Annotated in this window: 24 protein-coding genes; 12 read left to right on the top strand and 12 right to left on the bottom strand. The window is 72.7% G+C overall.

Translation table 11 applies throughout. The features are described from left to right. Positions 1–132: 132 nt before the first annotated feature. Entirely contained in the window at positions 133–546 is a 414-nt protein-coding gene (locus tag ACOWU6_RS14240; RefSeq protein ID WP_271174412.1) for an ArsR/SmtB family transcription factor, read from the bottom strand. 69 nt (positions 547–615) lie between these two features. On the opposite strand from ACOWU6_RS14240, the gene ACOWU6_RS14235 reads away from it, so the two are divergent. Then, positions 616–2,055 (top strand): TrkH family potassium uptake protein, encoded by a 1,440-nt coding sequence (locus ACOWU6_RS14235; protein WP_421076092.1) that lies wholly within the window; start codon positions 616–618, stop codon positions 2,053–2,055. Then, positions 2,048–2,719, top strand: coding sequence for a potassium channel family protein (locus tag ACOWU6_RS14230; RefSeq protein ID WP_271174410.1), 672 nt, complete (start codon positions 2,048–2,050; stop codon positions 2,717–2,719). Before ACOWU6_RS14235 ends, ACOWU6_RS14230 begins: the two co-directional genes overlap by 8 nt. Positions 2,720–2,728: 9 nt before the next feature. On the opposite strand, the gene ACOWU6_RS14225 is transcribed toward ACOWU6_RS14230, so the two are convergent. Then, positions 2,729–3,424 carry a potassium channel family protein gene (locus ACOWU6_RS14225; RefSeq protein ID WP_421076091.1) on the bottom strand — a complete coding sequence of 232 codons (696 nt, stop codon included), beginning with the start codon at positions 3,422–3,424 and terminating at the stop codon, positions 2,729–2,731. 26 nt (positions 3,425–3,450) lie between these two features. After that, entirely contained in the window at positions 3,451–4,914 is a 1,464-nt protein-coding gene (locus tag ACOWU6_RS14220) for a TrkH family potassium uptake protein (protein WP_421076090.1), read from the bottom strand. A 9-nt stretch (positions 4,915–4,923) separates the two neighbouring features. Between ACOWU6_RS14220 and ACOWU6_RS14215 the strand changes: the two genes are divergently transcribed. Continuing rightward, positions 4,924–6,132: an FAD-dependent oxidoreductase gene (locus tag ACOWU6_RS14215; protein ID WP_421076089.1), complete on the top strand. Its 1,209-nt coding sequence runs from the start codon at positions 4,924–4,926 to the stop codon at positions 6,130–6,132. A 4-nt stretch (positions 6,133–6,136) separates the two neighbouring features. On the opposite strand, the gene proC is transcribed toward ACOWU6_RS14215, so the two are convergent. Then, entirely contained in the window at positions 6,137–6,976 is an 840-nt protein-coding gene (gene proC, locus ACOWU6_RS14210) for a pyrroline-5-carboxylate reductase (protein WP_421076088.1), read from the bottom strand. 74 nt (positions 6,977–7,050) lie between these two features. Between proC and ACOWU6_RS14205 the strand changes: the two genes are divergently transcribed. Together ACOWU6_RS14205 and ACOWU6_RS14200 are read left to right on the top strand one after the other, a co-directional pair. Then, positions 7,051–8,016 (top strand): cation diffusion facilitator family transporter, encoded by a 966-nt coding sequence (locus ACOWU6_RS14205; RefSeq protein WP_421076087.1) that lies wholly within the window; start codon positions 7,051–7,053, stop codon positions 8,014–8,016. A gap of 29 nt (positions 8,017–8,045) precedes the next feature. After that, entirely contained in the window at positions 8,046–8,969 is a 924-nt protein-coding gene (locus tag ACOWU6_RS14200; protein ID WP_324013963.1) for an LLM class F420-dependent oxidoreductase, read from the top strand. Positions 8,970–9,209: 240 nt separating this feature from the next. Here the strand turns inward: ACOWU6_RS14200 and tadA are convergent, their stop codons facing one another. Then, positions 9,210–9,671, bottom strand: a complete 462-nt coding sequence (gene tadA / locus ACOWU6_RS14195; RefSeq protein WP_421076086.1) for a tRNA adenosine(34) deaminase TadA — start codon at positions 9,669–9,671, stop codon at positions 9,210–9,212. A gap of 65 nt (positions 9,672–9,736) precedes the next feature. Between tadA and upp the strand changes: the two genes are divergently transcribed. Beyond that, positions 9,737–10,369, top strand: a complete 633-nt coding sequence (gene upp, locus ACOWU6_RS14190; protein WP_271174406.1) for a uracil phosphoribosyltransferase — start codon at positions 9,737–9,739, stop codon at positions 10,367–10,369. 23 nt (positions 10,370–10,392) lie between these two features. On the opposite strand, the gene ACOWU6_RS14185 is transcribed toward upp, so the two are convergent. Continuing rightward, complete coding sequence (locus ACOWU6_RS14185) at positions 10,393–11,166, bottom strand: hypothetical protein (protein WP_421076085.1); 774 nt, start codon at positions 11,164–11,166, stop codon at positions 10,393–10,395. Continuing rightward, positions 11,163–14,714 (bottom strand): TM0106 family RecB-like putative nuclease, encoded by a 3,552-nt coding sequence (locus ACOWU6_RS14180; RefSeq protein WP_421076084.1) that lies wholly within the window; start codon positions 14,712–14,714, stop codon positions 11,163–11,165. The genes ACOWU6_RS14185 and ACOWU6_RS14180 overlap by 4 nt, the downstream gene beginning before the upstream one ends. An 84-nt stretch (positions 14,715–14,798) precedes the next feature. On the opposite strand from ACOWU6_RS14180, the gene ACOWU6_RS14175 reads away from it, so the two are divergent. Beyond that, a complete protein-coding gene (locus tag ACOWU6_RS14175; protein ID WP_421076083.1) occupies positions 14,799–15,620 on the top strand; it encodes an SMP-30/gluconolactonase/LRE family protein in 822 nt (273 codons plus the stop codon). 34 nt (positions 15,621–15,654) lie between these two features. Here ACOWU6_RS14175 and ACOWU6_RS14170 read toward each other — a convergent pair whose 3' ends face one another. After that, positions 15,655–15,963 (bottom strand): hypothetical protein, encoded by a 309-nt coding sequence (locus ACOWU6_RS14170; protein ID WP_271174402.1) that lies wholly within the window; start codon positions 15,961–15,963, stop codon positions 15,655–15,657. Continuing rightward, positions 15,960–17,711: a PspC domain-containing protein gene (locus ACOWU6_RS14165; protein WP_421076082.1), complete on the bottom strand. Its 1,752-nt coding sequence runs from the start codon at positions 17,709–17,711 to the stop codon at positions 15,960–15,962. The genes ACOWU6_RS14170 and ACOWU6_RS14165 overlap by 4 nt, the downstream gene beginning before the upstream one ends. A 104-nt stretch (positions 17,712–17,815) precedes the next feature. Between ACOWU6_RS14165 and ACOWU6_RS14160 the strand changes: the two genes are divergently transcribed. Genes ACOWU6_RS14160 through ACOWU6_RS14150 form a run of 3 tightly spaced genes read left to right on the top strand, consistent with a single transcriptional unit; the run spans position 17,816 to position 21,755 of the window. Next, on the top strand, positions 17,816–19,000 hold the full coding sequence (locus tag ACOWU6_RS14160; protein WP_421076081.1) for a PspC domain-containing protein: 1,185 nt from the start codon (positions 17,816–17,818) through the stop codon (positions 18,998–19,000). Then, complete coding sequence (locus tag ACOWU6_RS14155; RefSeq protein WP_271174399.1) at positions 18,987–19,652, top strand: LuxR C-terminal-related transcriptional regulator; 666 nt, start codon at positions 18,987–18,989, stop codon at positions 19,650–19,652. Before ACOWU6_RS14160 ends, ACOWU6_RS14155 begins: the two co-directional genes overlap by 14 nt. A 45-nt stretch (positions 19,653–19,697) precedes the next feature. Then, the gene (locus ACOWU6_RS14150) at positions 19,698–21,755 is read left to right on the top strand and encodes an NAD(+) synthase (protein WP_421076080.1); all 2,058 of its coding nucleotides are present in this window, start codon (positions 19,698–19,700) and stop codon (positions 21,753–21,755) included. On the opposite strand, the gene ACOWU6_RS14145 is transcribed toward ACOWU6_RS14150, so the two are convergent. Then, entirely contained in the window at positions 21,756–22,310 is a 555-nt protein-coding gene (locus ACOWU6_RS14145) for a hypothetical protein (RefSeq protein ID WP_271174397.1), read from the bottom strand. Between the two features lie 88 nt (positions 22,311–22,398). On the opposite strand from ACOWU6_RS14145, the gene ACOWU6_RS14140 reads away from it, so the two are divergent. Beyond that, positions 22,399–23,853 (top strand): lipase maturation factor family protein, encoded by a 1,455-nt coding sequence (locus tag ACOWU6_RS14140; protein WP_421076079.1) that lies wholly within the window; start codon positions 22,399–22,401, stop codon positions 23,851–23,853. A 7-nt stretch (positions 23,854–23,860) separates the two neighbouring features. Here ACOWU6_RS14140 and ACOWU6_RS14135 read toward each other — a convergent pair whose 3' ends face one another. After that, positions 23,861–24,769: a LysR family transcriptional regulator gene (locus ACOWU6_RS14135; RefSeq protein ID WP_421076078.1), complete on the bottom strand. Its 909-nt coding sequence runs from the start codon at positions 24,767–24,769 to the stop codon at positions 23,861–23,863. Positions 24,770–24,839: 70 nt separating this feature from the next. Between ACOWU6_RS14135 and ACOWU6_RS14130 the strand changes: the two genes are divergently transcribed. Continuing rightward, positions 24,840–26,027, top strand: coding sequence for an MFS transporter (locus tag ACOWU6_RS14130; protein WP_421076077.1), 1,188 nt, complete (start codon positions 24,840–24,842; stop codon positions 26,025–26,027). Positions 26,028–26,030: 3 nt separating this feature from the next. Here ACOWU6_RS14130 and ACOWU6_RS14125 read toward each other — a convergent pair whose 3' ends face one another. Beyond that, the gene (locus ACOWU6_RS14125; protein WP_421076076.1) at positions 26,031–26,636 is read right to left on the bottom strand and encodes a hypothetical protein; all 606 of its coding nucleotides are present in this window, start codon (positions 26,634–26,636) and stop codon (positions 26,031–26,033) included. Between the last annotated feature and the right edge of the window lie 27 nt (positions 26,637–26,663).

The raw sequence follows: 26,663 nt of genomic DNA, 5'->3' as shown, positions 1-26,663 counted from the left end.
TTCCGCGTCACGAAAATCGCCGGTCAGCGGTGAGAGCGCTCCCCCCACTGAATGAGAGCGGTCACATCGGCGCCGCGGCGCATGTGAGAGGGACCGGAGGCGCGGAAGCGCCCGCCCGGGACGGGAGGTGGGTCAGGCCCCGAGGCGACGCAGCGCCGACTGCACCACGTTCTTGGCGGACGCCGCGGCGCGGCCGACCGACTCCGCCACTCGCGCGGCGGGCTCCGGCAGGGTCGGCGCGTACGACGCGGCCTCCTCCGCGAGGTCGGACTCGTCGACGAAGAACGGCACGAGCCAGTCGTCGACCGCCTCGAGCGGCTCGGGCGACAGGCTGTAGTAGCGGTGCTGCCCTTCCTCGCGCACCGAGACGAGACCGGCCTCGCGCAGCACCTTGAGATGCTTCGAGACGGTGGGCTGGCTGACCCCCATCTCGGCGACGATCTGCGACACGCTCGTGCCGTCCTGGCCATCCGACGATCGGCGAAGCAGAAGCTGAAGGATGTCGCGCCTCGTGCCGTCCGCGATCACGTCGAAGATGTCCGCCATGCCGATAGGTTAGCCGCGCGCGCCGCGGAGTACCATGATGGGCGACTTCGGCGCGAAGGGGGAGAGCGGATGGCGACGAGCCGGTCGACGGCACTGGCCGGCGCGTTCAAGGATGCCGGGCGGGAGCTCGGCCAGTTCTTCCGCGACTTCACGACGTCCTCGCCGGCGCGATTCGCCATCCTCGTGTTCGTCTCGCTGATCCTCATCTTCACGGCGCTGCTGTCTCTGCCGATCGCGAGCGACGACCGCTCGCGCACCCCGCTGTCGGACGCGCTCTTCACGGCTGTCTCGACCATCTGCGTGACCGGCCTGTCGACGGTCGATATGGCGACGCACTGGTCGGCGTTCGGGCACGCCGTCATCTTCATCGGCGTCAACATCGGCGGGCTCGGCGCGCTGACCCTCGCGTCGCTGCTCGGCCTCGTGATCTCGAAGCGGCTGGGCCTGCGCGCCAAGCTGATCGCCGCTGGCGACACCAACCCGCTGCGATCGCACGGGGGCGTCGTCAACGAAGGACAGGCGGTTCGCCTCGGCGAGATCGGCCAGCTGCTGCGCGTCGTCGCCCTGTCGACCCTCGTCATCGAGGTGGTCGTCGCCGTGCTCCTCTACTTCCCGATCGTCTGGGCCGGGTACAGCTGGCTCGACGCCGCGTGGATCGCGCCGTACTACGCCGCGATGTCGTTCACGAACACGGGCTTCACGCCGACCGTGGGCGGACTCGAGTCGTTCCACACCGACTACTTCTTCCTGACCGTCCTCATGATCTCGGTGTTCCTCGGCAGCATCGGGTTCCCCGTCATCTACGCGCTCTCGCGGCAGCTCACCCAGCCGCACCGCTGGCCGCTGCACACGAAGCTCACGCTCATCACCACCGTCATCCTGTTCGTCGCGGGCGCGGCGGTGTTCCTGGTTCTCGAGTACGGCAACCCCGGGACCTGGGGCGAGAGCGATGCGTGGGACACGACCTTCCAGGCGTTCTTCCTCAGCGCCATGACCCGGTCCGGGGGCTTCTCCGTGATCGACCCCGGCGAGCTGTATGAGTCATCGATGCTCGCCGCGTCGATGCTCATGTTCGTCGGCGGCGGATCGGCGTCGACCGCGGGCGGCATCAAGGTGACGACCCTCGCCGTGCTGGCCCTCTCGGTGTGGTCGGAGGCCAAGGGCCGACGCAGCGTCGAGGTCTTCGGGCGGCGCATCCCCAGCGACGTGCAGCGCGTCGCCGTCGCGGTTCTCGCCTGGGGCGCCACGATCGTCGCCCTGTCGACCATCATCATCGCGCAGATCACCAAGGCACCCCTCGCCGAGGTGCTGTTCGACGTCATCTCCGCGTTCGCGACCGTGGGGCTCTCCACCGGCCTCACGGCGGACCTGCCCGACTCCGCCGTCTACGTGCTCGCCGTCACGGTCTTCATGGGGCGCGTTGGTACAGTGACCCTCGCCGCGGCCGTGGCCGCGACCTCCAAGTCGCAGCAGTACGCGCTGCCCGTCGAAAGGCCCATCGTTGGTTGAGCAGATCCGCAGCGACGCGCCCGTCCTCGTCATCGGACTCGGGCGCTTCGGCGCCGCCTGCGCGGGCGAGCTCGACCGCCTCGACCGCGACGTCCTCGCGATCGACGACAACCTCGATCTCGTGCAGAAATGGTCCGAGCGCGTCACGCACGCCGTGCAGGCGGATGCCCGCAGTCTCGAGGCGCTCCAGCAGATCGGCGCCGGCGACTTCCAGGTGGCCGTCGTGGCCGTCGGCTCGTCGATCGAGGCGTCGGTGCTCATCACCGCCAACCTCGTCGACCTCAAGGTGCCGCAGATCTGGGCGAAGGCCGTCTCGCAGTCGCACGGCAAGATCCTCGCCCGCGTGGGCGCGAATCACGTCATCTACCCCGAGCGGGAGGCAGGAGAGCGCGTCGCCCACCTCGTGAGCGGCCGCATGCTCGACTTCATCCGCTTCGACGACGACTTCGTGCTCGCGAAGATGTACCCGCCGCGGTTCATCCGAGGCAGGGGCCTCAACGAGTCGGGCGTCCGCTCGAAGTACAACGTGACCGTCGTCGGCGTGAAGAGCCCCGGCAAGCCGTTCCGCTACGCCGAGGCGAACACCGTCGTGACGAACCACGACCTCATCATCGTGTCCGGGACGAACGAGGACATCGAGCGCTTCGCCTCGCTCGACCGCTGAGCCGCGCCCTCAGCGCAGCTGCGCGAACGACTCGACGCGCCGGGTCGGCCCGACGACGAGCACGACGTCGCCCTCATGCAGGACCGTGTCGGCGTCGGCGTTGGCCCATTCGTTCGACGCGCCGCGGAACGCTGCGATCGTCACGCCGTGTCGCCGGCGCAGGTCGGTCTCGCCGAGCGGCACCCCCTGCACCTCGGCGGGAGCCGCCGTCTTGACGATCGCGTAGCCGCGATCGATCTCGAGGTAGTCCGAGGCGGCGCCACGGACGAGATGCGCGACACGGCGCCCCATGTCCTTCTCGGGATAGATGACGTGGTGCACGCCCAGCTGCTCGAGGATGCGGCCGTGCTGCTCGTCGACCGCCTTCGCCCAGATCACCGGGACGTTCAGCTGCAGCAGGAGCGAGGCGACGAGGATCGACGCCTTGATGTCGGTGCCGATCGCGAGCACGACGCGGTCGAACTCGTCGACGGCGAGCTGACGGAGGACCTCCTCCTTCGTCGCGTCCGCGCGCACCACCTGGGTGAGCTGCGCGTTGTGGTCCTGCACCACCTCCTCCGAGCCGTCGATCCCGAGGACCTCGGTGCCCGACGCCATCAGCTCGAGCGCGAGGGAGCTGCCGAACCGGCCGAGCCCGATGACGGCGACCGAGTCGGCCTCGGCGATGCGGCGAGACGTCTCGCCGAATGAGAGGAACCTGCCCATGGATTCGGTCCTTTCCGCCGGCGGCATCAGCCGATCGCCGGCCGCTCCTTCGGGAGCTCGTATGAGACGCGGCGCTCGCGCAGTGCGAGAGCCGAGCCGAGCGTGAGGGGGCCGATGCGGCCCAGGAACATCAGCGCGGCGAGGATGAGCTTCGCCGCGTCGGGCAGATCGGCCGTGATCCCGGTCGACAGCCCGACGGTCGCGAACGCCGACACGGCTTCGAAGAGGACCGCGTCGAGATCGAGCTCCGTCATCGTGAGGATCGCGATGACGCCGGCCATCACGGCGGCGATCGCCATGAGGACGACGGAGATCGCCTCGCGGTGCACCGCGCGGGACAGGCGCTTGCCGAAGACGTTGACGGCCGTGCCGCCGCGCAGCTCGGTCCAGAGGATGAAGAGGAGCACAGCGAAGGTCGTGATCTTGATGCCGCCCGCGGTTCCGGCCGGCCCGGCGCCGATGAACATGAGCACATCCATCCCGAGCCACGTCTCGTCGTGCATCTGGCCGATGTCGAGCGAGTTGAATCCAGCCGTCCGCACCTGCACCGCGTGGAAGAACCCGGCCAGGATGCGCGTCGCGGGGTCGAAGGCGCCCAGCGTGCCGGGGTTCTCCCACTCGATCACCGTGATGTACACCGTGCCGAGGACGAGCAGCACGACCGTGCCGGCGAGCACGATCCTCGTGTTCATCGTCCAGTGCAGGGGCCGCCCGATCTCGCGCCGCAGCTGCCGGAGCACGGGGAAGCCGAGCCCGCCGAGGATGATCGCGGCGCAGAGCGGGAGGCAGATCCACGGGTCGCCGACGAAGGACATGAGGTTGTCGCTGTACAGCGCGAAGCCGGCGTTGTTGAACGACGACACCGCATGGAACACCGCGAGCCACGCCGCCTCGCCCGCCGAGGACCCGTAGCCCACGACGAACCGGACGAACAGCAGCACGGCCACGACGCCCTCGATCGCGATCGACGTCACGAAGATGCCCCACGCGAGCCGCCGGACATCGCCCATGCCGTCGGCTTTCGCCTCCGCGACGGCGTTGAGCCGTGAGCGCACGCTGAGCTTGCGGGCGAGGACGATGCCGACGAGCGACGCGAACAGCATGATGCCGAGTCCGCCGAGGTGGATGAGCACCAGGATGACGACGAGTCCGAAGGGGCTCCAGTGAGCCGCCGTGTCGACGACCGTGAGGCCGGTCACGCAGAGCGCGGACGTCGCGGTGAACACCGCGTCGACGGGATCCGTGAACTCCCCCTCTGCGTTCGAGATCGGAAGCCAGAGGAGCGAGGTGCCGACCGCGAGCGCGAGCCCGAAACCGGTGGCGATCGCCTGCGCGGGAGCGAGGTGCCGGAGCCGTGCGCGGTGTCGCCGCGACGACGTCGCTGAGAAGAGCACGAGGAAGCACGATACTCCTGCTTCGCGCGGCGCACGGACGACGCGCACTCCCCCGCTCCCGTGGACGCCCTTGCCGTCATCGGCCGGTCGCCGCATGATGGCTCCGTGCCCGCCCCGCGCAGAGCCCCGAGCCGGATCGACGCCGACTGCGTCATCGCGGGCGGCGGGCCGGCGGGCCTCATGCTGGGCCTGCTGCTCGCGCGGGCAGGCGTCGACGTCGTCGTGCTGGAGAAGCACGCCGACTTCCTCCGCGATTTCCGCGGCGACACCATCCATCCGTCGACGCAGGAGGCGCTGCACGAGCTGGGCCTGCTCGACGAGTTCCTCGCCCTCCCCCACGCCGACACGGAGCGGATCACCGTGACCTGGCACGGCGAGGAGGGCGTCATCGCAGACTTCTCGCGTCTGCCGCTGCGTCGTCGCGTCATCACCTTCATGCCCCAGTGGGATTTCCTCGACCTGCTCGCCCGCGCGGGCGAGCAGGAGGCGCCCTACCGGCTGCTCCGGTCGACGCGCGTCGAGGGTCTGCTTCGCGACGCCGATCGCGTGACCGGCGTGCGGGCCGTCGGGCCGGATGGCCCGCTCGAGGTCCGCGCGCGGCTCGTCGTCGGGGCGGATGGCCGCGACTCGCGCGTCCGCGAGCGCGCGGGCCTCGTGCCGCGCGGGAAGGCCGCGGGCATGGACGTGCTGTGGTTCCGCCTGCCGAAGCGCGCCGGCGAGCGCCACCCCTTCGTGCAGGCGGGAGCGGGCATGATCATCGCGATCGACCGCGGCGACTTCCTCCAGGTCGCCCACGTCATCCCCGCGGGCGGCTGGCAGGGCAGCGCGGCGGATCTCGCGCGCATGCGCGACCGCATCGCGCGCATCTCCCCTCGCCTGTCAGAGGCGGTCTCCCGGCTGACACCCTCCGACGTGCACCTCCTGCGCGTGCGGATCGAGCGCCTGCGCCGGTGGTGGTCGGAGGGGCTGCTCTGCATCGGCGACGCCGCGCACGCCATGTCGCCGGCGGGCGGCGTCGGCATCAACCTCGCGCTGCAGGATGCGATCGCGGCCGCGCGGATCCTCACCCCGACCCTCCACGCGGGCGGTGCTGTGCCCGGCAGCGTCCTCCGCCGCGTGCAGCGGCGACGCGCGTTCCCGACGATCGTGACCCAGGCCATCCAGCGCCGGATGCAGGCGCCCCTCCTGGCCGAGCGCGCGCCCGGTGCGCCCCTGCCCCTGATGCTCCGCCTGCTGCGGGATCACCCGCGGCTGACCCACCTCACCGGGAGGTTCGTCGGGATGGGCGTGCGCCCCGAGCGCATCGGCCGCTGACGCGTCACGCGCCCGCGGCGAGCTCCTTCGCCCGCGCGATCGCGGCATCCGTCGCCGTCCGGAAGAGCTCGCTCAGGCGAGCCTCCTGCAGCACCGCGATCGCCCGCTCGGTCGTGCCCTTGGGGCTCGTCACCTGCCGACGCAGCTCGGCGGGGTCCTCCCCCGTCGCGTCGAGGAGCGCCGTCGCGCCGATGAACGTGCCCTCGGCCATCGCGCGCGCATCCGCATCCGCGAACCCCTGCGCGAGGGCCGCGCGCGTGAGCTCCTCGACGAGGAGGAAGACGTAGGCGGGCCCCGAACCCGAGATCGCCGAGAGCGCGTCGATGCGCTCCTCGGGCACCTCGATCACGGTGCCCACCGTCTCGAAGAGGCGGCGCACGACGCGCACATCCTCGTCGCTCGCGGCGGCGCCCCGAGCGAGGCCCGTGACGCCCTTGCCGACGCGCGCGGGGGTGTTCGGCATCGAGCGGAGCACCGCGGTCTCGGAGCCGAGGATGCTCTGGAAGGTGTCGAGCGTTACGCCCGCCGCGAGGCTCACGACGATCGCGTCGTCCCGGAGAGCGGGCCCGATCTCGCGGAGGAGGTCGGGCACCATCGCGGGCTTCACGCCGACGAGCACGATGCGCGCCTCCGACGCGGCACGCGCGTTGCCGTCGGGCTCGTCCTCGAGCGCGATGCTCGTGACCCCGGGGAGCGCGGCGAGCTCGGCCGCCTTCTGCGCCGAGCGGTTGGTCGCGAAGACGCCGCCGTCGACATCGAGTCCGCTCGCGACGAGGCCCCGCAGGATCGCACCGCCCATCGAGCCGGCACCGAGGAACGCGACGGAGGGGAGCGAGTCAGTCATGCGTCAATCCTAGGGATCGCGTGCGGCGCGCCGACGGGCGGGCGAGGCGCGAGCGCCCGCCTTAGACTGCGAGCATGAGCGCACACGGCGGTGGCAAGGCGATCCTGGCGGCCTTCGCGGCGAACATCGGGATCGCGATCGCGAAGTTCATCGGATGGATCATCTCGGGCTCCGCATCGATGCTCGCGGAGGCCATCCACTCGGTCGCCGACTCCGGCAACCAGCTCCTCCTCCTGCTCGGCGGACGCCGCGCGCGGCGAGCCGCCGACCGCGAGCACCCCTTCGGACACGGCCGCGAGCGCTACGTGTACGCGTTCGTCGTCGCGATCATCCTCTTCTCGGTCGGCGGGGTCTTCTCGCTCTACGAGGGAGTTGAGAAGCTCACCCACCCGCACGCGGTCGAGAACGCCTGGCTGCCGATCGCCATCCTCGTCATCGCGATCGGGCTCGAGAGCTTCTCGCTGCGGACCGCCGTCAAGGAGAGCAACGCGGTGCGCGAGCGCGGGCAGTCCTGGGCGTCGTTCATCCGCCGCGCGAAGGCGCCAGAGCTGCCCGTCGTCCTCCTCGAGGACTTCGCGGCGCTGATCGGCCTCACCCTCGCGCTCCTCGGCGTGGGCCTCACGGTGCTCACCGGCGACGCCGTCTTCGACGCGCTCGGCACCATCTGCATCGGCGTGCTCCTCATCCTCGTGGCGATCGTGCTCGGCATCGAGACGAAGAGCCTGCTCGTCGGCGAAGGCGCATCGGAGGCCGACTTCGAGCGGATCGTCGCCGCGATCGAGGCAGGGCCCGAGGTCGAGAAGCTCATCCACGTCAAGACGCTCTACGTCGGGCCCGAGGAGCTCATGGTGGCCGGCAAGGTCGGCCTCCCGCAGGACATCTCCGTGGCCGATGCGGCGCGCGACATCGATGCGGTCGAGGCGCGCATCCGCGAGGCCGTGCCGGCCGCGCGGATCATCTACCTCGAGACCGACGTCTATCGCGCTCCCCACGAGCCCGGTCCTCCGACGGAGGCCTTCATCCTCAAGTCCTCCGACTGACGGCTCCCTGCGCTGACAGACTGGGGCGCATGGAGTTCTGCGTCTTCACCGAGCCCCAGATGGGGGCCAGCTACGACACCCAGCTCGCGTTCGCGCAGCAGGCCGAGCGCGTCGGATTCGACGGCTTCTTCCGCTCGGACCACTATCTGACGATGGGCGGCGAGGGGCTGCCGGGGCCGACAGACGCCTGGACGACGCTCGCCGGCCTGGCGCGCGAGACGACCCGCCTCAGGCTCGGCACCCTCGTCTCGTCGGTCACCTACCGCTGGCCCGGGATCCTCGCGATCCAGGTCGCGCAGGTCGACGCGATGTCGGATGGCCGTGCCGAGCTCGGGCTCGGGACCGGCTGGTTCGAGGCGGAGCATCTCGCGTACGCGATCCCCTTCCCCCGGAAGCGGTTCGGGATGCTCGCCGAGCAGCTCGAGATCGTGAACGGCCTGTGGTCCACCCCGGTCGGCGAGCGCTACGGCTTCGAGGGAGAGCACTACCGGCTCGTCGACTCCCCCGCCCTGCCGAAGCCCGTGCAGGATCGGGTGCCCGTCATCGTGGGCGGCGCAGGCCTCACCCGGACGCCGGAGCTCGCGGCGCAGCACGCGACCGAGTTCAACATCGCCTTCCAGCCCGAGGACGTCATCGCCGACCGCTTCGCCCGCGTGCGCGCGGCGTGCGAGCGGATCGGACGGGACCCCGAGACGCTGAAGCTCAGCGTCGCGCTCACGACCCTCGCGGGCGGCAGCGAGGCCGACCTCGAGCGGCGCGCAGCAGCGACCCAGACCGACCTCGCGGCGTTCCGCGCGGGAGACGGCTTCGCCGGCTCCGCCGACGACATCGTCGCCAAGGCGACCCGGCTGAAGGAGCTCGGCGCGTCTCGGCTGTACTTCCAGCTGATGGACATGGGCGACCTCGATCACGTGGCGTATCTCGGCGAGGAGGTGCTGCCGCGCCTGCGCTGAGCGAATCGCCGTCAGGGTCTTGCATTCCGATATTTCAGTAGGCGAGGCTAGGGACTGCGCCCGACCGGCGCACCTCTCCCACCTGGGCTCCGGCCCGCAGAACAAAGGAAACGACCATGGCAGATCTCCTCGGCCTCCTCTCCGGACTCCTCGAGACGCTCCTCGGCCTCCTCGGCGGCCTCGGCATCTGAGCCCATCGCTCGAGAGTCCCCGCGGCGCGGCCGCGGGGACTCTCTGCGTTCAGCGGCGCTCGGCGAAGAAGGCGCGCAGGAGCGCCACGGCCTCGTCCTCGAGCACGCCGCCGACGACCTCCGCGCGGTGGGGAAGGCGCCGGTCCCGCACGACGTCGTACATCGATCCCGCGGCCCCTGCCTTCTCGTCCCACGCCCCGAAGACGAGCCGGCCGATGCGGGCCTGCAGGACCGCTCCCGCGCACATGACGCACGGCTCGAGCGTCACGACGAGCGTGCATCCCTCGAGGTTCCAGGATCCGATGGCCTCGGCCGCGCGGCGCATGGCGACGATCTCGGCGTGCGCCGCGGGGTCGTGCGTCTCCTCACGGAGGTTCCGCCCCTCGCCGAGCACCGCGCCATCCGCCCCGAGCACCACGGCTCCGACCGGGATGTCCCCGCGCTCCCCCGCCGCGTCGGCCAGCGCGAGCGCGCGGCGCATCGCGGACACGTCGGATGGCGAGGAATTCACCCTCCGAGCCTAGAACGGCCCAGGCTCTCTGCATCCGCGCAACCGCGTCCCGGTAGCCTTGCCCTATGCGCCTGCACGTCGCCGACCACCCGCTCATCACGCACAAGCTCACGGTGCTCCGCGACAAGGCAACGCCGTCGCCGGTCTTCCGTCAGCTGACCGAGGAGCTCATGACGCTCCTCGCCTACGAGGCCACGCGCAACGTGCGCGTCGAGCCGGTCACGATCGACACCCCCGTCACGCAGACGAAGGGCGTCCGGATCGCCGACCCGAAGCCGCTCGTCGTGCCGATCCTGCGCGCAGGGCTCGGCATGCTCGAGGGGATGACCAAGCTCGTCCCGACCGCGGAGGTCGGCTTCCTCGGCATCGTGCGGAACGAGGAGACCCTCCTTCCGACCACGTACGCCGAGCGCCTGCCCGACGACCTCAGCGACCGCCAGTGCTTCGTGCTCGACCCGATGCTCGCGACCGGCGGCTCGCTCGCCGCGGCGATCAAGTACCTCTTCGACCGCGGCGCGACCGAGGTCACCGCCGTGTGCCTTCTCGGCACCCCGGAGGGCGTCCACGCGATCGAGAGCCTCGTGGGCGACCGCGACATCACGCTCGTGCTCGGCGCGCTCGACGAGGGCCTCAACGAGCACGGGTACATCGTGCCGGGGCTCGGCGACGCGGGCGACCGCCTGTACGGCACGGTCTGAGCCGGGGCGGCTCGGGCCGCGCCTCAGTCCACGTCGAGCCGGTAGGCCCGTTCCTCGCCGTACGTCCGGAAGCCGGCGCGCGCGAGGATCGGCGCCGAGGTCGACACGCGCCCCTTGACGAGCGCGGTCGACGCGCCGAACGCGCGGGCGAGGCGGAGCCGCTCCGCGAGCACGGCCCGATACGCGCCGCGCCCGCGGTCGGAGGCGAGGGTGGCCGCACCCCAGAGGCGCGCGAACTCCCCGACGATCGTCGCGCCGCCCGTGCTCACGGGGCGGCCGTCGATGCGCGCGAGCACGCGGAACCCGCGCCCCGCGCTCCAATCCGCCTCGAGCTCGCGCAGCTCGGCGTCGAGCCCCGCCTCGTCGAGCGGCGCCTGCTCCCAGACCGGCACGTTGACCGCGTCGACGTCGCGCAGCTGCTCTCGTGTGCGCACCGTCTCGACCGCGACGCCCGGGGACTCCCCCGGCGTCGCCTCGTCGAGGGCGAGCGCGAAGACCGTGACGGTGTCCTCGTGCACCGCGCCGCGCCGGAGCAGCGCGTCCGCGAGCCCTGCCGGGCGGTCGGATGCGCCGACCCAGAAGGTCGTGCGCCGCTCGCCCCAGTCGCGGGCGCGCTCGAGCGCGGCGTCCACCGCCTCATCGGCTGTGCCCTCGCGGTCGAACGCCGAGACCCGCACCCCGCCGCCGAAGCGCGCGGGATAGCGCACGGCGACCATCCCGTCGACGACGTGATCGGAGTCGCGCGGCAGCCAGACCCACTCGGCGGCTGCGCGGCGGATGGCGTCGGCGTCGGTCATGCGCTCTCCTCCTGGGCCACGAGGCGGGCGAACGCGCTCATGCGCGCGACGCCGGCGGGCGTGTGAGGCAGGTCGTCGAGCAGGGCGGGCGAGTGCACGAGGTACGCCGCGACCATCGCGCGCGAGATCGCGACGTTGAGCCGGTTCTGGAGCAGCAGGAACTCCGTCCCGCGCGGGGCGTCTCTGCCCGAGGAGGCCGCGAGCGTCACGATCGAGAGCGCGGCCTCCTGCCCCTGGAACCGGTCGACGGTCCCGACGCGCACGCGCGGCCATCCGGCACGCTGCAGGGTCTGCTCGACGAGCTGCTGCTGGGCGTTGTACGGCGCGACGACGATGATGTCGTCCTCCGTGAGCGGGCGCGGCGGGCACGCGTGGGCGACGCCGTCGTCGTCGATGCGGATGTCGGTGAACGCCCGCCCGAGGACCTCGCCGACGATCCGCACGACCTCGTCGGCCTCGGCCTGGGACTCGGTCGCATCGCCCCGATGATGCACGGGCACCGCGTGCAGGCCCGGCGCGACGCCCTCGACCGACCGGCGCTCCGCGCCGGCGCGCGACGCGAGGCGCCCGGCGTAGGACAGGTGCGAGACGGCCTCGGACACCTCCGGATGCATGCGCCACGACCGCGCGAGGAAGTAGCCGTGCGTCTCCGGGAGCACCTGCTGGCCATCCATCACCCAGCCGAGGGCCGACGTGTCGACGGGCTCGGGATGCATCCCCTGGCTCACCTGCGGAAGCTGCTGCGGATCGCCGAGCAGCAGCAGGCTGCGCGCCGCCGTCGAGACCGCGATGGTCGACGCGAGCGAGAACTGGCCCGCCTCGTCGATGACGAGCAGGTCGAGCCCGCCGCGCGCGATGCGGCCGGTGTGCGTGAAGTCCCACGCGGTGCCGCCGACGACGTAGCCGCCCTGCTGCTCGGAGACGAAGCGGGTCACGCCGTTCTTGGGGATCAGCGTGAAGGCGGGGTCGCGCGGCTCGGCTCCGGACTTCGGCGCCTTCGCGACGCGCGAGCCGGGCACCCCCGCCGCGACGACGCGGTCGAGCATGTTCTCGACCACGGCGTGCGACTGCGCGACGACGCCGACCCGGTAGCCGTGCTCCATGACGAGGCGCGCGATGACGTGCGAGCCGACATACGTCTTGCCGGTGCCGGGAGGCCCCTGGACGGCGACGTAGGAGCGGTCGAGGCCGCGCACCGTCCGGACGATCGCGGACACGTCGTCGCCGTCGGACGGCGCGATCCCGGCACCGCGCGGCGGGATGCGGCGCAGGATGTCGGTGGCCGGGTCGGCCGGGAGCTCCCCCGCGTCGGCCGCGCGCACGACCGTCTCGGCCCATGCGTCGATGGCCCCCTGCTGGTTGCCGGCACGCGGCGGGGGTGAGGGGGTGAGGGCGACGGGAAGCTCCTGCCACGTCTCGCCGTCGGCCGCGCGCTCCTCGATGACGGCACCGTCGTCGAGGACCTCGATGACGCGTGCCTGGCGGGGCACGTGCACCCAGCGCGGGGAGGCCTGGTTCGGGAACGGAGCGGGTCGCGGATAGAGCAGGTACGGCTCGACGCCCTCGCTCAGTCGCGTTCCCGGCGCGAGCTCGCCGCGGAGCTCGACCACGCGGCGGACGGATCGCGCGCCCTCGGGCATCCCCCAGTCCTCGACGACGCGGCAGCGCGAGGCGTCGACGGCGAGGACATCGCGGGTGTCGAGCCAGAGGCCGAGCGGCTCCCGCAGCCGCTGGAAGTGCCCGTGCCAGAAGCTCTTCGCCTCGCGCGGGTAGTAGTCGATCGCGGCCGCCGCGAGACGCAGCGCGTCCTCGTCGGCGCTCGGTGCCGACAGCGGTTCTGCCGCCACGCGGGCATCGCGGCGCGCAGCGGCATGCGCGTCGAGCGCGAGCGCGAGCGGAGACGGCGCGTACGCGAGCTCGTCGGGCACCTCGGGCGGGGCAGGGGTCACGCCGGTCTCCCGTGCACGCTCGACGAGCCAGTCGCGCAGGCGCCGGGTCGAGACGCAGTCGTAGCGGTTGTAGTCGGCGAGGTCGTCGAGGATGGCCCGCGCGGCCGCCTCCTGCCCATCGGCCTGCAGGGCGCGCGCCTCGACGTAGCGGACGATCGAGTCGTCGCCCTTCTGCACGTCCTGCGTGCGCACCTCGTCGCCCATGTAGAGCGGCTCGAGCTTCTTGATCGAGTACGACCGCGAGCCGACGCGCAGGGCCCGGCGCACGATCGGGTAGAGGTCGACGAACAGCTCGTCGCGCAGCATCCGGTCGACGTCGGCCTCGCGCACACCGTGCCGAGCGGCCATCGCCGCCAGGTGCGTGGGCTCATACGGCGCGTAGTGGTAGATGTGCATGTCGGGATGCGCGGCCCTGCGCGCCGCGACGAAGTCGCAGAAGCGCTCGAGGGCGGCCTTCTCCTCCGCGAGGGTGTGCGCCCAGAGCGCGGAGTACTGCTCGCGCAGGTCGACCCATCCGAAGAGGTAGTCGATGCCCCAGACGGCGGCCGAGCCGACCTGCTCGCTGTAGAGCGGATCGCCCTCGAAGTCGAAGAACACGTCGCCCTGGCTCGGGCGGGGCATCGCGCCGAGCGCGAGCGGCTGCACGACCTCGTACGCGGGAACCGGGTGCGCATCGGCCGGCTCGTCGCCCGGCACGCCGGCGGGGCTCTGCAGCTGGAGGCGCGCCTGCGTGCGCAGCGACGCGAAGACGTCGGAGTTCATCCGCGCGGGCCCGGTCTCGGCCGCCGCGAGGTCGTCGATCGTGCGGATGCCGATGTCGCGCAGGCGAGCGCGCTGCGACGGGCGCATGCCCGCGACGAGCAGCAGGTCGCGATGCGCGACGACCTCGAGCTCGCAGGTCGCGCAGCGCCCGCACGCGGACACCTCGAGCTCGCCGCGCTCGTCGCCCCACGCGATCGCCTCGGCCGACGCGCCCCGCTCGATCCCGCGATCCGCGATGAGCGCCCGCAGGCGGCGACGGCGCACGTCGAACATCGGAAGCAGGTCGTCCACCCGGTGCGTCGACACCGAGCCGTCGCCGAGCAGGAGGTCGACCTCGTCGGAGGTCGGGATGCCGAGACGGCGCAGCTGATCGACGTATGCCGCGAGCTGCATGAGCGCCGTCACGCGGGCCGTGCGGGCGAGCTTGCTGTCCTGCACGCGCCAGCGGCCATCCGCCTCCTGCACGAGGAAGTCGGCGAATCCGACGAACTCGTCCGTGGTGAAGGCCGCCTGGAACAGCACCCGCGCATCCGACCGCAGCGCGTCGACCGTCTGGGCCGCCACGTCGGCGAGCGCCGCGGAGTCGGCCGACGACACCCGCTCGAGCTCGACCACCCCGGCGCCGAACTCCTGGCGGTAGCGCTCGAGGACGCGCTCCTCGTGGCGATCGCCGAGCCGGGCCGCGCGCTCGAGCATGGCGTCCTCCGGATCCTCGACGGCGGCGACGCGGCCGAGCTTCGCGTCGATCGCCCGCAGCCACGCGAACTCGCACTCGGCGGCGGCCTTGAGGTCGCTCGCGCTCCACACGAGGCGCTGCTCTGTCGGGATGAATCTCACACTCCGACGGTAGCCCGGGTCTCGGACATCCCCGTCCGCCGGCATGACACGATGGCTCTGATGCCCGCGAGCGGAGGAGACGGCATGGACGAGCGAACCGGCCCGTGGACCCGGCTGAGCGCCGCGGCCCATCCCCTCGGCGAGGGGTCGCGGCTCATCGACGGCGTCGTGCACTGGGTCGACCTCGAAGGCGGCGTTCTGCACGCCTGGACCCCCGAGGGCGGTGACGCCGCGACCCATCGGCTCGACCGCCCGGTCGGCTTCGCCGAGAAGGCGCCGGACGGACGCCTGCTCGCCGCGGCGGGGACGGGCATCGTCGAGCTCGACATCTTCGGGCGCCACACCGCTCTCGCCGACACCGGTCTCGACCCCGCCCGGCATCGCGTCAACGACGGGACCATCGCGCCCGACGGATCGCTGTGGTTCGGGACGATGGTCCGGGACGACTCCGACCCCGATGGCGCGGTCTGGCGCTGGGACGCGGGCACCGGCGAGGTGGCGCGCCTCGCGACCGGCATCGACATCCCGAACGGCCCGGCCTTCCATCCCGACGGCGAGACCGTGCTCATCGCCGACACCGTGGGCGGCCGCATCCTGCGCGCGCCGATCGCGGCGCCCGACCGCCTCGACGTGTTCGCCGCGGTCGACGGATCGCCCGACGGCCTGCACGTCGACGCGCAGGGACGCATCTGGAGCGCCGTGTACGACGGCGGGCGCCTCGACGTGTACCGAGCGGATGGCGCGCGGCTCGCGCGCATCGAGGTCCCGGCCGAGCACCCCACGAGCGTCCTCACGACGCCGGACGGCCGCGTCATCGTGACGAGCGCCGCGCAGGGGATGGACGAGCCGGGCCCGTTCGACGGGCACACGTTCGCCGCCGCGATCGCCGACGTGCTCGAGGCCTGAGCCCGGTCAGGCGGCGCGGGCGCCGCGGCCCGGCTCAGCGCCGCGCTGACCGCTTCTGCACGCCGCGCGCGAGGCCGGCGAGACCCGCGACGAGGATGACCGCGCCCGCGGCCAGGACGACGGTCACCGCGGTCGACACGGGGTCGGCCGTGAGGATCCAGTCGGCCACCGCCGCCTGGAGCGCGGCGTATCGCGTCGCGTCGAGCACCTGCCCCAGCCCGACGAGGGAGACGACGAGCATGAGCGCACCCCAGATGATCGCCGCCCAGCGGATGCGGGGCCGCTCGGCAGGCTCGGGGCCCGCGGCCGGGGCGCCCTCGGGGACGCGCTGCTCTTCGCTCATCGTGCACTCTCCTCGTCAGCGGACGGCGTCGGCTCGACCGCGCCGAACTCGGCCTCGTCGAGCACCCAGATCGACACCTCACCGCCCTCGGTCTGCGTGATGTCCACCGTGCGCAGGGGCGCATCCGCCTCGGCGCCGTCCTGCGCCCACTCGACGATCCCGTCGCGCGGCACCGGCAGGTCCTCCGACTCGTAGACGCCCGCGTCGCTCATCCGGGTCACCATGACGCGCGTGTCGTCGTCGGCGTGGATCCGGATGTCCGCCGCGACATCCGGAGGGACGGTCACCTGCGTGAAGCCGGCACGGCGGACGACCGTGGCGCTGCCCTCCCCGCTGCCGTCGGCCATCAGCCACAGCTCGAGGGAGCCGTAGGCGCGCGTCACCTCGTACGACGAGCCGTCGACGGCGATCGTCTGCCAGCTGTTCGCGCCGATCACGTTGTTCGCGCCGAGCGCCGTGCCGGCCCCTGCGGCGAGCGCGATCGCGGCGAGGGCCGCGAGCGCCCCGCTGCGGCGGCGCAGGGCCCCCGCGATGACCATCCCGCCGGCCGCGACCGCCGACATCGCGAAGGCGGCGGCCGCGAGCGCGGCCGAGGCGCGCTCGGGCTCGATCGGCCAGGTCCCTCCGCCGAGGACGACGAGGGCTGCGGCCGATCCCGCGACGAGGGCGAGCCCGAGGGTCGACGCGCCGAAGGCGAGGGAGATCCTCGGACGACTCGCCCTGCGGGCCGCGCGCACGCGCGCCGCCTCCTCCGCGAACGCGCGCGCGGCCTGCTGGCGGCGGGCGCGCTCCTCCTCGCGGGCGAGGCGCTCCGCGTCGGTCTGCTGCGCGCGCCACGCGTCGTGCTGCTCGCGCCACTCCTCGTGCTGGCGACGCCAGGCGTCGAAGTCGCCGTCGGCGGGCGGCTCGGGCGACGGAGCCGGCTCGAAGGGCGGGACGGCCGGCCCCCCGGCCGTCCCGCGCGCGGCGGGGGTTCCCTGCACCCCGCCGAGGCCCCCGCCCGACACGGGGGACGCGATGCGCCGGCCGGCCCAGATGCCGAGCGCGGCGATGGCCGCGACCGCCGCGAGCCCGACGAGGAGCGCGACGGGCGATCCGTACCCGAAGATCGCGGGCACGACGACGCCGAAGCCGATCCCCAGGATCGGGATGGCGGCGGCGACGCAGACGAGGACGATGAGCGCCGTCCGCCCCGGACCGAGCGCGGCCACGCCGCCCACGGGCCGCTCGCGCCGGACGAGCCAGAGCGCAAACGCGGCGACCGCCGCGACGACCGCGATCCAGAACGAGGCCTCGATGGCGGTCCAGACGATCCGGCCCGGGTACGCCAGGGCGAGGAAGTCCTCCATGAGCGTCGCGCTCGCCCAGCTGGCGAGTGCGCCGAAGCCGATCATGATCGCGATGCCGACGAGCGCCGGGCCCGAGCCGGTCCGCAGCCGGATCGCGATGTCGCCCCGCTCATCCGGGAGCAGCGCCCATCCGAGGGCGTACAGCCACAGCGCGGGGAACCCGAGCACCGCGGCGACGACGAAGATGCCCCGCACGATGACGGGGTCGGCGCCCGTGCGACGCGCGATCGCGGCGCACACGCCGCCGATCCAGCCCTCCGTGCGCACGAGGCCGAGCGATCGCACCCAGTCGAAGAACCCTCCTCCCGGACGACGCGACGGCGCCTCGACGGCGGGAGCGCCGCCATCCGCCCCCACGGCGCTCGTCATCTCGGTTCCCCGCGGTTCGCTCTCGGTCATGGTCCGATCCTCGCGCGCTGCGCGCCGGCGCCGCCATGAGGGATCACCCCGGTCCTCCCCTGATTCGCCCGCTCAGGGCGGCCCGCGCGTGGTTGCATGGGGGCATGACCGCCGCGCCTCCCGCCTCGCGCCTCGCGCGCTCGCGCAGCGCGGTCGTCGCGGGCGTCGCCGAGGGCGTCGCGCGGCACCTCGGATGGCGCGTGCCGGTCACGCGGCTCCTGTTCGCCGCGACGGCGGGCATCTGGGGCGCGGGCGCGCTCCTCTATCTGTGGCTCTGGGCCTTCACGCCCCTGCAGGATGGCGATGCGCGCGTCACGCGGCGGGCTCCCGTCGCGTGGATCCTCCTCGCGGGGGCGGCGCTGTTCCTCCTCGTCGCGCTCCAGATGAACTACTGGAGCCTCACTCAGGGCGTCCTCCCGCCCGCGAGCCTGCTCCCCGCGGTCTTCGCGATCGCGCTCGCGACCGCCGGGGGCGTGTGGTCGGCCGTCCTCGACCGGGTCGACCCGGCCCGCGGCCCCCAGCAGGACCTCCTCGTCCGCAGCATCGCGTCGGCCGTGCTCGCGGCCGTGGCCATCCTCATCCTCACCCGCACGGGCTCGGTCGCGGCCCAGCTCGCGCCGGTCATGCTCCTCATCGCGCTCGCGGCAGCGCTCGGCATCGCCGTCGTGTGGTCGTCGACCTGGATCGCGAGGTTCCGCGAGCTCCAGGCCGCGCGCATCCAGGGCATCCGCGAGGAGCAGCGCGCCGAGATGGCCGCGCACCTGCACGACTCCGTGCTGCAGACGCTCGCGCTCATCCAGAACCGCGCGGGCGCCTCGAGCGAGGTCGGCCGGATCGCCCGCGCCCAGGAGCGCGAGCTGCGGGCATGGCTCTACGACGACGACGCGCCCGCCGACAGCGACCTCGCGACCGATCTGCGCGACTACGCGACAGCGCTCGAGCTCGACTACGAGGTGGCGATCTCGGTCGTCTCGGCCGGGTCGTCGACCGAGCGGGCGAGCGGCGAGGTCGCCGCCGCGGCCCGCGAGGCGATGCTCAACGCGGCGCGCCACGCGGGCGGCGAGGTCTCGGTCTACATCGAGGGCGCCCCGGGAGCCGTCGACGTCTTCGTCCGCGACCGCGGTGCCGGGTTCGACCTCGACGCCGTTCCCGAGGACCGCTTCGGCGTGCGCGAGTCGATCGTCGGCCGCATGCGGCGCACGGGCGGGATGGCCTCGGTCACGCGCGGCGCGGGAGGCGTCGGCACGCAGGTGCACATCCGCTACCCTTCGGCAGGTGCCCGTGCCTGAGCTCACCGTCGTGATCGTCGACGACCACTCCATCTTCCGCTCGGGGCTGCGCGCCGACCTCGACGGCGCGCTCCGGGTCGTCGGCGAGGCCGCCGACGTGCCGTCCGCAGTCGCCGTGATCGCCGAGACCGCACCCGACGTCGTGCTCCTCGACGTGCACCTGCCCGGCGGCGCGGCCGGCAGCGCGGGCGGCGAGGACGTCCTGCGGCAGGCGTCGCCGCTCTCACCCGGAACCCGCTTCCTCGCCCTGAGCGTCTCCGACGCGGCGGAGGACGTCGTGCGGGTCATCCGCGCGGGCGCCCGCGGGTACATCACGAAGGGCGCGTCGGGAGCCGAGGTCTCCCGCGCGGTGCGGGTCGTCGCGTCCGGCGACGCGGTCTTCTCCCCGCGCCTGGCCGGATTCGTCATCGACGCCTTCGGCGCGGCCTCGGGCGAGACCGCGGTCGCCGACGACGAGCTCGACCGCCTCTCCGCGCGCGAGCAGGAGGTCATGCGGCTCATCGCCCGCGGCTACGCCTACAAGGAGGTCGCCGCCGAGCTCTTCATCTCGGTGAAGACCGTCGAGACGCACGTGTCGGCCGTGCTCCGCAAGCTCCAGCTCTCGTCGCGGCACGAGCTCACGGCGTGGGCGTCGGCGCGACGGCTGCTCTAGCCGCGATCGGGGCGGCCCACCGCCTCCGGTGACAGACTGGACGACGTGAGCGACTTCGACTTCGGCAGCGCATACGGCCACGGCTTCGCCCGCATCGCGGCGGCGACCATCCCGCTCGCGGTCGCGGACCCGGCCACGAACGCCCAGGCGGTCATCGAGACCGCCCGCGAGCTGAGCGACGACGCCGTCGCGGTCGCGGTGTACCCCGAGCTGTGCCTCTCGGGCTACGCGATCGACGACCTCGTGCTGCAGGACCCGCTCCTCGACGCGGTCGACGACGCGATCGCGACGATCGTCGCGGCCTCGGCCGATCTCTTCCCCGTGCTCGTCGTGGGCGCGCCCCTCCAGCGCGGCAGCCGCGTCTTCAACACGGCCGTCGTCATCCACCGCGGCGAGATCCTCGGCGTCGCGCCGAAGTCGTATCTGCCGACCTACCGCGAGTTCTACGAGCGCCGCTGGTACGCCCCGGGCGACGACCAGCGCGGCACGATCGCGGTCGCGGGTCGCGAGGTGCCGTTCGGCCCCGACCTCCTCTTCGAGGCGGCGGATGTGCCCGGCCTCGTCGTGCACGTCGAGGTGTGCGAGGACATGTGGGTGCCCGTTCCGCCCTCGTCGCTCGCGGCGCTCGCGGGCGCCACCGTGCTCCTCAATCTCTCCGGCAGCCCGATCACCATCGCGCGCGCCGACGATCGCCACCTGCTCTGCAAGTCGGCCTCGGCCCGATGCATCGCGGCCTACGCGTACGCCGCGGCCGGGCAGGGCGAGTCGACGAACGACGTCTCGTGGGACGGCCAGACGATGGTCTACGAGGTCGGCACCCTCCTCGCCGAGACCGAGCGCTTCCCGGATGGCGCGCGCCACTCCGTCGCGGACGTCGACCTCGACCGCATCCGGCAGGACCGCCTGCGCCAGGGGACGTTCGACGACAACCGCCGCACCTTCGCCGAGCAGACGCACTTCCGGACCGTCCGCTTCGAGGTGGATCCGCCGCGCGGCGACGTCGGCCTGCGGCGAGCGCTCGACCGGTTCCCCTTCGTGCCCGACGACCCCGCTCGTCTCGCGCAGGACTGCTACGAGGCGTTCAACATCCAGGTGTCGGGGCTCGTGCAGCGCCTGTCGGCGATCGGCAGCCCGAAGCCCGTCATCGGCGTGAGCGGCGGTCTCGACTCGACGCACGCGCTGCTCGTCATCGCCCGCGCGATGGACCGGATGGGCCGCCCGCGCAGCGACATCCTCGCCTACACGATGCCGGGATTCGCGACGAGCGAGCACACGAAATCGAACGCGATCGCCCTCGCGGAGTCGGTCGGCGCGACCATCGAGACCATCGACATCCGCCCGGCCGCGACCGAGATGCTCACCCGCATGGGCCATCCGTTCGGCCAGGGCGAGCCGGTCTACGACGTGACGTTCGAGAACGTGCAGGCGGGCCTGCGGACCGACTACCTCTTCCGGCTCGCGAACCACCACGGCGGCATCGTCGTCGGCACCGGCGACCTGTCCGAGATCGCCCTCGGCTGGGCGACCTACGGCGTGGGCGACCAGATGAGCCACTACTCGGTCAACCCCGGCGTCCCGAAGACCCTCATGCAGCACCTCATCCGCTGGGTCATCGCACACGGCGAGGGCGTGTCGGAGGCGGAGCGGAAGGTGCTGCAGTCGGTGCTCGACACCGAGATCAGCCCCGAGCTCGTGCCGGCCGGCCAGGACGGCAAGGTGCAGTCGACCGAGAGCACGATCGGTCCGTACGCCCTCCACGACTTCACGCTGTTCCACATCCTGCGCTACGGCATGCGGCCGTCGAAGATCGCCTTCCTCGCCGAGCGGGCGTGGGGCGACGCCGAGGCGGGCGCGTGGCCCCCCGGGTTCCCCGCGGAGGATCACTACGCCTACGACCTCGCGACCATCGTGAAGTGGGAGCAGGTCTTCCTCAAGCGCTTCTTCGGGTTCTCGCAGTTCAAGCGGTCGGCCATCCCGAACGGGCCGAAGGTGTCGCCCGCCGGCTCGCTCTCGCCACGCGGAGACTGGCGTGCGCCGTCCGACGGGAATGCGAGGGCCTGGCTCGCCGAGCTCAAGGCCGCGCTGCCCGACCTCGTCGAGTAGTCACTCGGGGTCGCGGTCGCGCAGGCCGACGCGATCCGGGATCTGCATCGCGAGGCCCGGGAGCCACGTCGCGGGATCCGGCCACGGGCGCGACGTCGGCAGGCTTCGGAGCATCCGCGCCGCCTGCTCGCGGCGCTCGGCCTCGGGCGCGTGCACGGGCACGATGCGCCGCGGCGCCCGGTGGCCGAGCGCGCCGCACCACCAGTGCCGCCAGATCTCGGGGGCCTCGTCGGGTTCGAGCACGAGGTAGTAGTCGGGCATGAGCGCGTCGCCGCGCTCGAACTGGCGGAGCGTGTCGCCGATCTCCGCCTCGAGCACGCCGAGGGTCGCGCGCTCCTCGAAGAGCTCGATCCACGCGGAGGCCACGTGCTCGAGCGGGTCGGCGTCGTGCACCACCCAGGGGGTGCCGGACGCCGAGATGCGATGCGCCGCGAGAGACGGCTCGGAACCGCGCAGCGAGAGCGCGGAGACGCCGTCGAGCGCATCGACGGAGGCGAGCACGTCGTCGGCACCGGGGCCGACGACGGCGACGATGGTTCCGGTCGTACCTTCCATGCCTCAATATATGCCGGGATCCGGATGCGAGGCCAGACCCCTCCGTCAACCCCGTGAGAGCCGGGCGCGACGGTCGTATCGTGGCGGCATGGACGGCTTCGCGGCGGTCGACTTCGCGTTCGCGCGCGAGGTGCTCCAGCGCGGCATCGCGGCGCTGTACCTCGTCGCGTTCCTCTCGACGCTCAACCAGTTCCGCGCGCTCCTCGGCGAGCACGGCCTGCTCCCGGCGCCCGAGCTGCTCGCGTGGGCGCGCTCCTCCGACCGCGCCGCCCGGGCGCTGCGGCCCACCCTGTTCCGATGGATCCGGTACACGGATCGCCGTCTCGTCGCGCTCTGCATCGGCGGGATGGCCGTCAGCGCGCTGATCGCGGCAGGCCTCCCCCAGCTCGGTCCGCCCTGGCTGCCGATGCTGTGCTTCCTCGCGATCTGGTTCGGCTACATGTCGATCGTCTCGATCGGTCAGACCTTCTACGGCTTCGGATGGGAGATGCTGCTCCTCGAGTCGGGCTTCCTCGCCGCGTTCCTCGGCTCGCACGACCAGCCGCCCGCGACGGCGATCATCGTCCTGTTCTGGTGGCTGCTGTTCCGGCTCGAGTTCGGCGCCGGCATGATCAAGATCCGCGGCGGACGCGAGTGGCGAGACCTCACGGCCCTGACCTACCACCACGAGACGCAGCCGATGCCGGGGCCCCTCAGCCGCCAGGCGCATCTGCTGCCGCGCTGGTTCCACAGGCTCGAGGTCGTGGGCAATCACATCGCGCAGCTCGCCGTGCCGTGGCTCGCGTTCGCGCCGCTCCTCGGGCTGTGGCTGCCCGACGCGATCCCGCTCCTCATCGGCGCGTGCGCGGCGGTCGTGATCATCGCGACGCAGCTCTGGCTCGTCCTCACGGGCAACTTCGCATGGCTGAACGCGGCGACGATCGTCCTCGCCTTCTCGGCCGTGGGCATCCCCGCGGGCGAGGAGCGCGGCGAGCTCCCCCTGCCCTGGCTCGTGGTCACCTCGGCCGTCGCGGTGCTCTGCGTCGTGCTGAGCGGGCAGCCGCTGCGCAACCTCTTCGCGCATCGGCAGCTCATGAACGCGAGCTTCAACCGCTGGAACCTCGCCAACGCGTACGGCGCCTTCGGCACGGTCACGAAGGAGCGCATCGAGTTCGTCGTCGAGGGCACGCTCGACGCGAATCCCGAGCACGCGCAGTGGCACGAGTACGGCTTCCGCGGGAAGCCCGGCGACGTGCGTCGCAGGCCCCCTCAGGTCGCTCCGTACCATCTGCGGCTCGACTGGCTGATGTGGTTCCTCCCGCTCGGCTACCGCATCGACGACTGGTTCCTCGTGTTCCTCGTGCGGCTGCTCGAAGCCGACCGTCCGACGCTCCGGCTCCTCGCGCGCGACCCGTTCCACGGCCAGCCGCCCCGCTTCGTCCGCGTCGTGACCTACCGCTACCGCTTCGCCTCGCGCGCCGAGAAGCGCGAGAGCGGAGACGTGTGGGTGCGCGACCGGCGCAGGACGCTCGTGCAGCCCGTGTCGCTGCACGACGTCGCGTGACGCCTGATCAGCTCTCCGCCCAGATCCGCCGCTCGTGCGCGACGCGGACGACCGCGTCGCGCACGAGCAGCACCGCAGGGCGCGACTCCCCCGCGGCCGTCACCGCGCACATCCGCCGCGACGCGAGGCGGCTGCGGATCGGCACGGACACGCAGCCTGCGGGGACGACCGGCTGCTCGGGCACGACCGCGAGGCCGAGCCCGGCCGTCACGAGACCGCGCACCGTGATGAGGTCCTCGCCCTCGAAGGCGATGCGGGGCGTCCGCTCGCTGCGCGCGAAGAGGGCGTCGAGCGAGTCCCGCAGCCCGAAGCCGCGCGCGAGCGTGACGATCGGCCACTCCGCGATCTCGGGCACCGAGACCGACGCGCGCCGCGCGAGCGGATGGTCATCGGGCAGGAGCGCGACGAGCGGCTGCTCGAACAGGGGCACGACCTCGATGTCGCCGCCGATCGCCGGGGTGTCGACGACGAGGGCCATGGCGACGCGACCCGCGTGCAGCTGATCGATGAGGAGCGAGCGCGCGCCCTGGTGCAGCTCGAAGCGCAGATCGGGGCGGTCGCGGCGCACGGCGCTCACGACCTCGGGGATGAAGCGCTCCCCGAGCGAGGTCTGGAAGGCGAGCGACACCGTCGACGAGGCCGCGCCCGTGACGGCGCCGACGCCGTCCTCGATGAGCTCGATCGCACGTCGGAACGCGGGCAGGAGCGTGCGCGCCGCGGCGGTCAGGCGGATGCCGCGGCCCTCCCTCTCGACGAGCGCGACGCCGAGGCGCTGCTCGAGGGTGCGGATGGCGCGGCTCACGTTGGGCTGCGGCATGCCGAGGCGCTCGGCGGCGGCCGTGACGTGCTCGGTCTCGCCGAGAGCGACGAGCACCGGCACGAGCGGGAGGACGCCGCGGATGCGATCCGGTTCCATGCCCTCATGGTATGCATCAAGCCGATCCGGTATTGGATCCGCATGCATCTGGCGGGCTAGCGTCGAGGGCATGACGGCGACCGCCTCCCTCCCGACAGCGAGGGAGTCCGCCGTGCCGACCGCGCGGCGCCTCTCGATCGCGATGTGGTGCGCGGGCATCGCGAGCTTCGCGCTCCTCCACGCCCCGCAGGGGCTCCTCACGTTCGTCGCCGCCGACCTCGGCCGCTCCGCCGCCGCCGTGGCCTGGATCATCTCGGGCGCGACGCTCGGCCTCGCCCTCTCGCTTCCGCTGTGGGCGGTGCTCGCGGCACGACGCGGGGTGGCGTGGTCGATGCGCGTCTCGGCGACGACGTCGGCGCTCATCGCGCTGCTCCTCCCGCTCGCGCCCAGCCTCGAGCTCCTCGTGGCGGGGCGGTTCCTGCAGGGCGCGGCGCTGGGCGGGATCCCGGCGCTGGCCGTCGCCCTCGTGCACGAGGTGATCTCGGGGCGCCGGGCCGCGGTCGTGGCGGGCGGCTACATCGCGGCGGCCTCGATCGGCGGGCTGTCCGGGCGGCTCGTCGCGCCGCTCCTCGCCGAGATCGGCGGATGGCGCCTCGGCCTGCTCCTCCTCGATCTCGTCGGCGCCGCGATCACGATCACGATGGCCGTCCTGCTGCCGCGCACGGCGCCATCCAGAGCCCCCGCCGGGCGCACGCTCCGGGTGTTCCTGCGGCAGCTGCGCGATGCGCGCCTGCGCGCGCTGTTCCTCATGGGCGGCATGCTGCTCGGGGCGATGATCGGCATGTACAACGCGATCACGTTCCGCCTCGAGGCCCCGCCCTACGCCCTGCCGGCTGCGGTCGTCTCCTTCGTGTTCCTCGCCTATCTCGGCGGGACGGCCGCCGCGCAGCTCTCCGGGCGCCTCTCGCTCCGCTTCGGCCTGCGCACGCCCCTGCTCGCGGGATGCGCGCTCATGCTCGCGGGCGCCCTGCTCACGGGCACGACCCCGCTGCCGCTCGTGATCACGGGCGTCGTTCTGCTCACGACGGGGATGTTCCTCGCGCACTCCGTCGCGAGCTCGGCCGTGGCGGGCTTCGCGGGCGCCGACCGCGCGAGCGCGGGGTCGATGTACAACGTCTTCTACTACGGCGGATCGAGCCTGTTCGGATGGCTCTGCAGCGCCGCGTGGGCGGCGTCCGGATGGCCCGCGGTCGTCATCGTCCTGGGCGCGCTCGCGATCGCGGCGGGCGGATGCGCACTCGCGGCCACGCGCCGCTGACGATCACCCGCGCGCGTTGTAGACCGTGATCGCGCCGGCGTCGACCGCCGCACGGTACGCGCGGAAGACCGCGACCGCGTCGTCCTTCGCGACGCCGTCGATCACGGCGATGCCACGGGCTTCGAAGGCCTCCGCCCAGTTGGCGACCATCGGGCCCTCGTCGAACGTCGTGATCTCCTCGCACTCGGGCCCCGATCCGGCGATCGCGAGGGTCGTGATGCCCGACCACATCGCTGCGCCGTAGCACTGCACGCACGGGCGCCAGTTCACGACGAGCTCGTGCCGAGGCTGGTCCGATGCGCCGAGGTCCCACGAGCCGACCCGCGCCTGAGCCATCCCGAGCGCCGTCACCTCGGCGTGCCCCGACGTGATGCCCGTGGACAGCACGACGTTCACGCCGACCGACACGATCCGGCCCGTGTCGGCCTCGGCGACGAGGGCCGCGAACGGGCCGCCGTTGCCCTCGCGCCAGTTGCGGTCGGCGAGCCGGTTGACGAGGGCCATGCGCTCCTCGAGGGTCGGGATGACATCGGGAACGTCGGCGAGCTCCTCCGCGATCCAGGCGGGAAGGGAGATCGTGTACGAGGTGGCGAGGGGTGGGAACTCCATGACGCCAGCATGCTCCACGCATGTGTC

The sequence above is a fragment of the Microbacterium sp. SA156 genome (assembly GCF_049065455.1).
Lineage (GTDB): Bacteria > Actinomycetota > Actinomycetes > Actinomycetales > Microbacteriaceae > Microbacterium > Microbacterium barkeri.
This window is presented reverse-complemented; position numbering and strand designations above follow the sequence as displayed.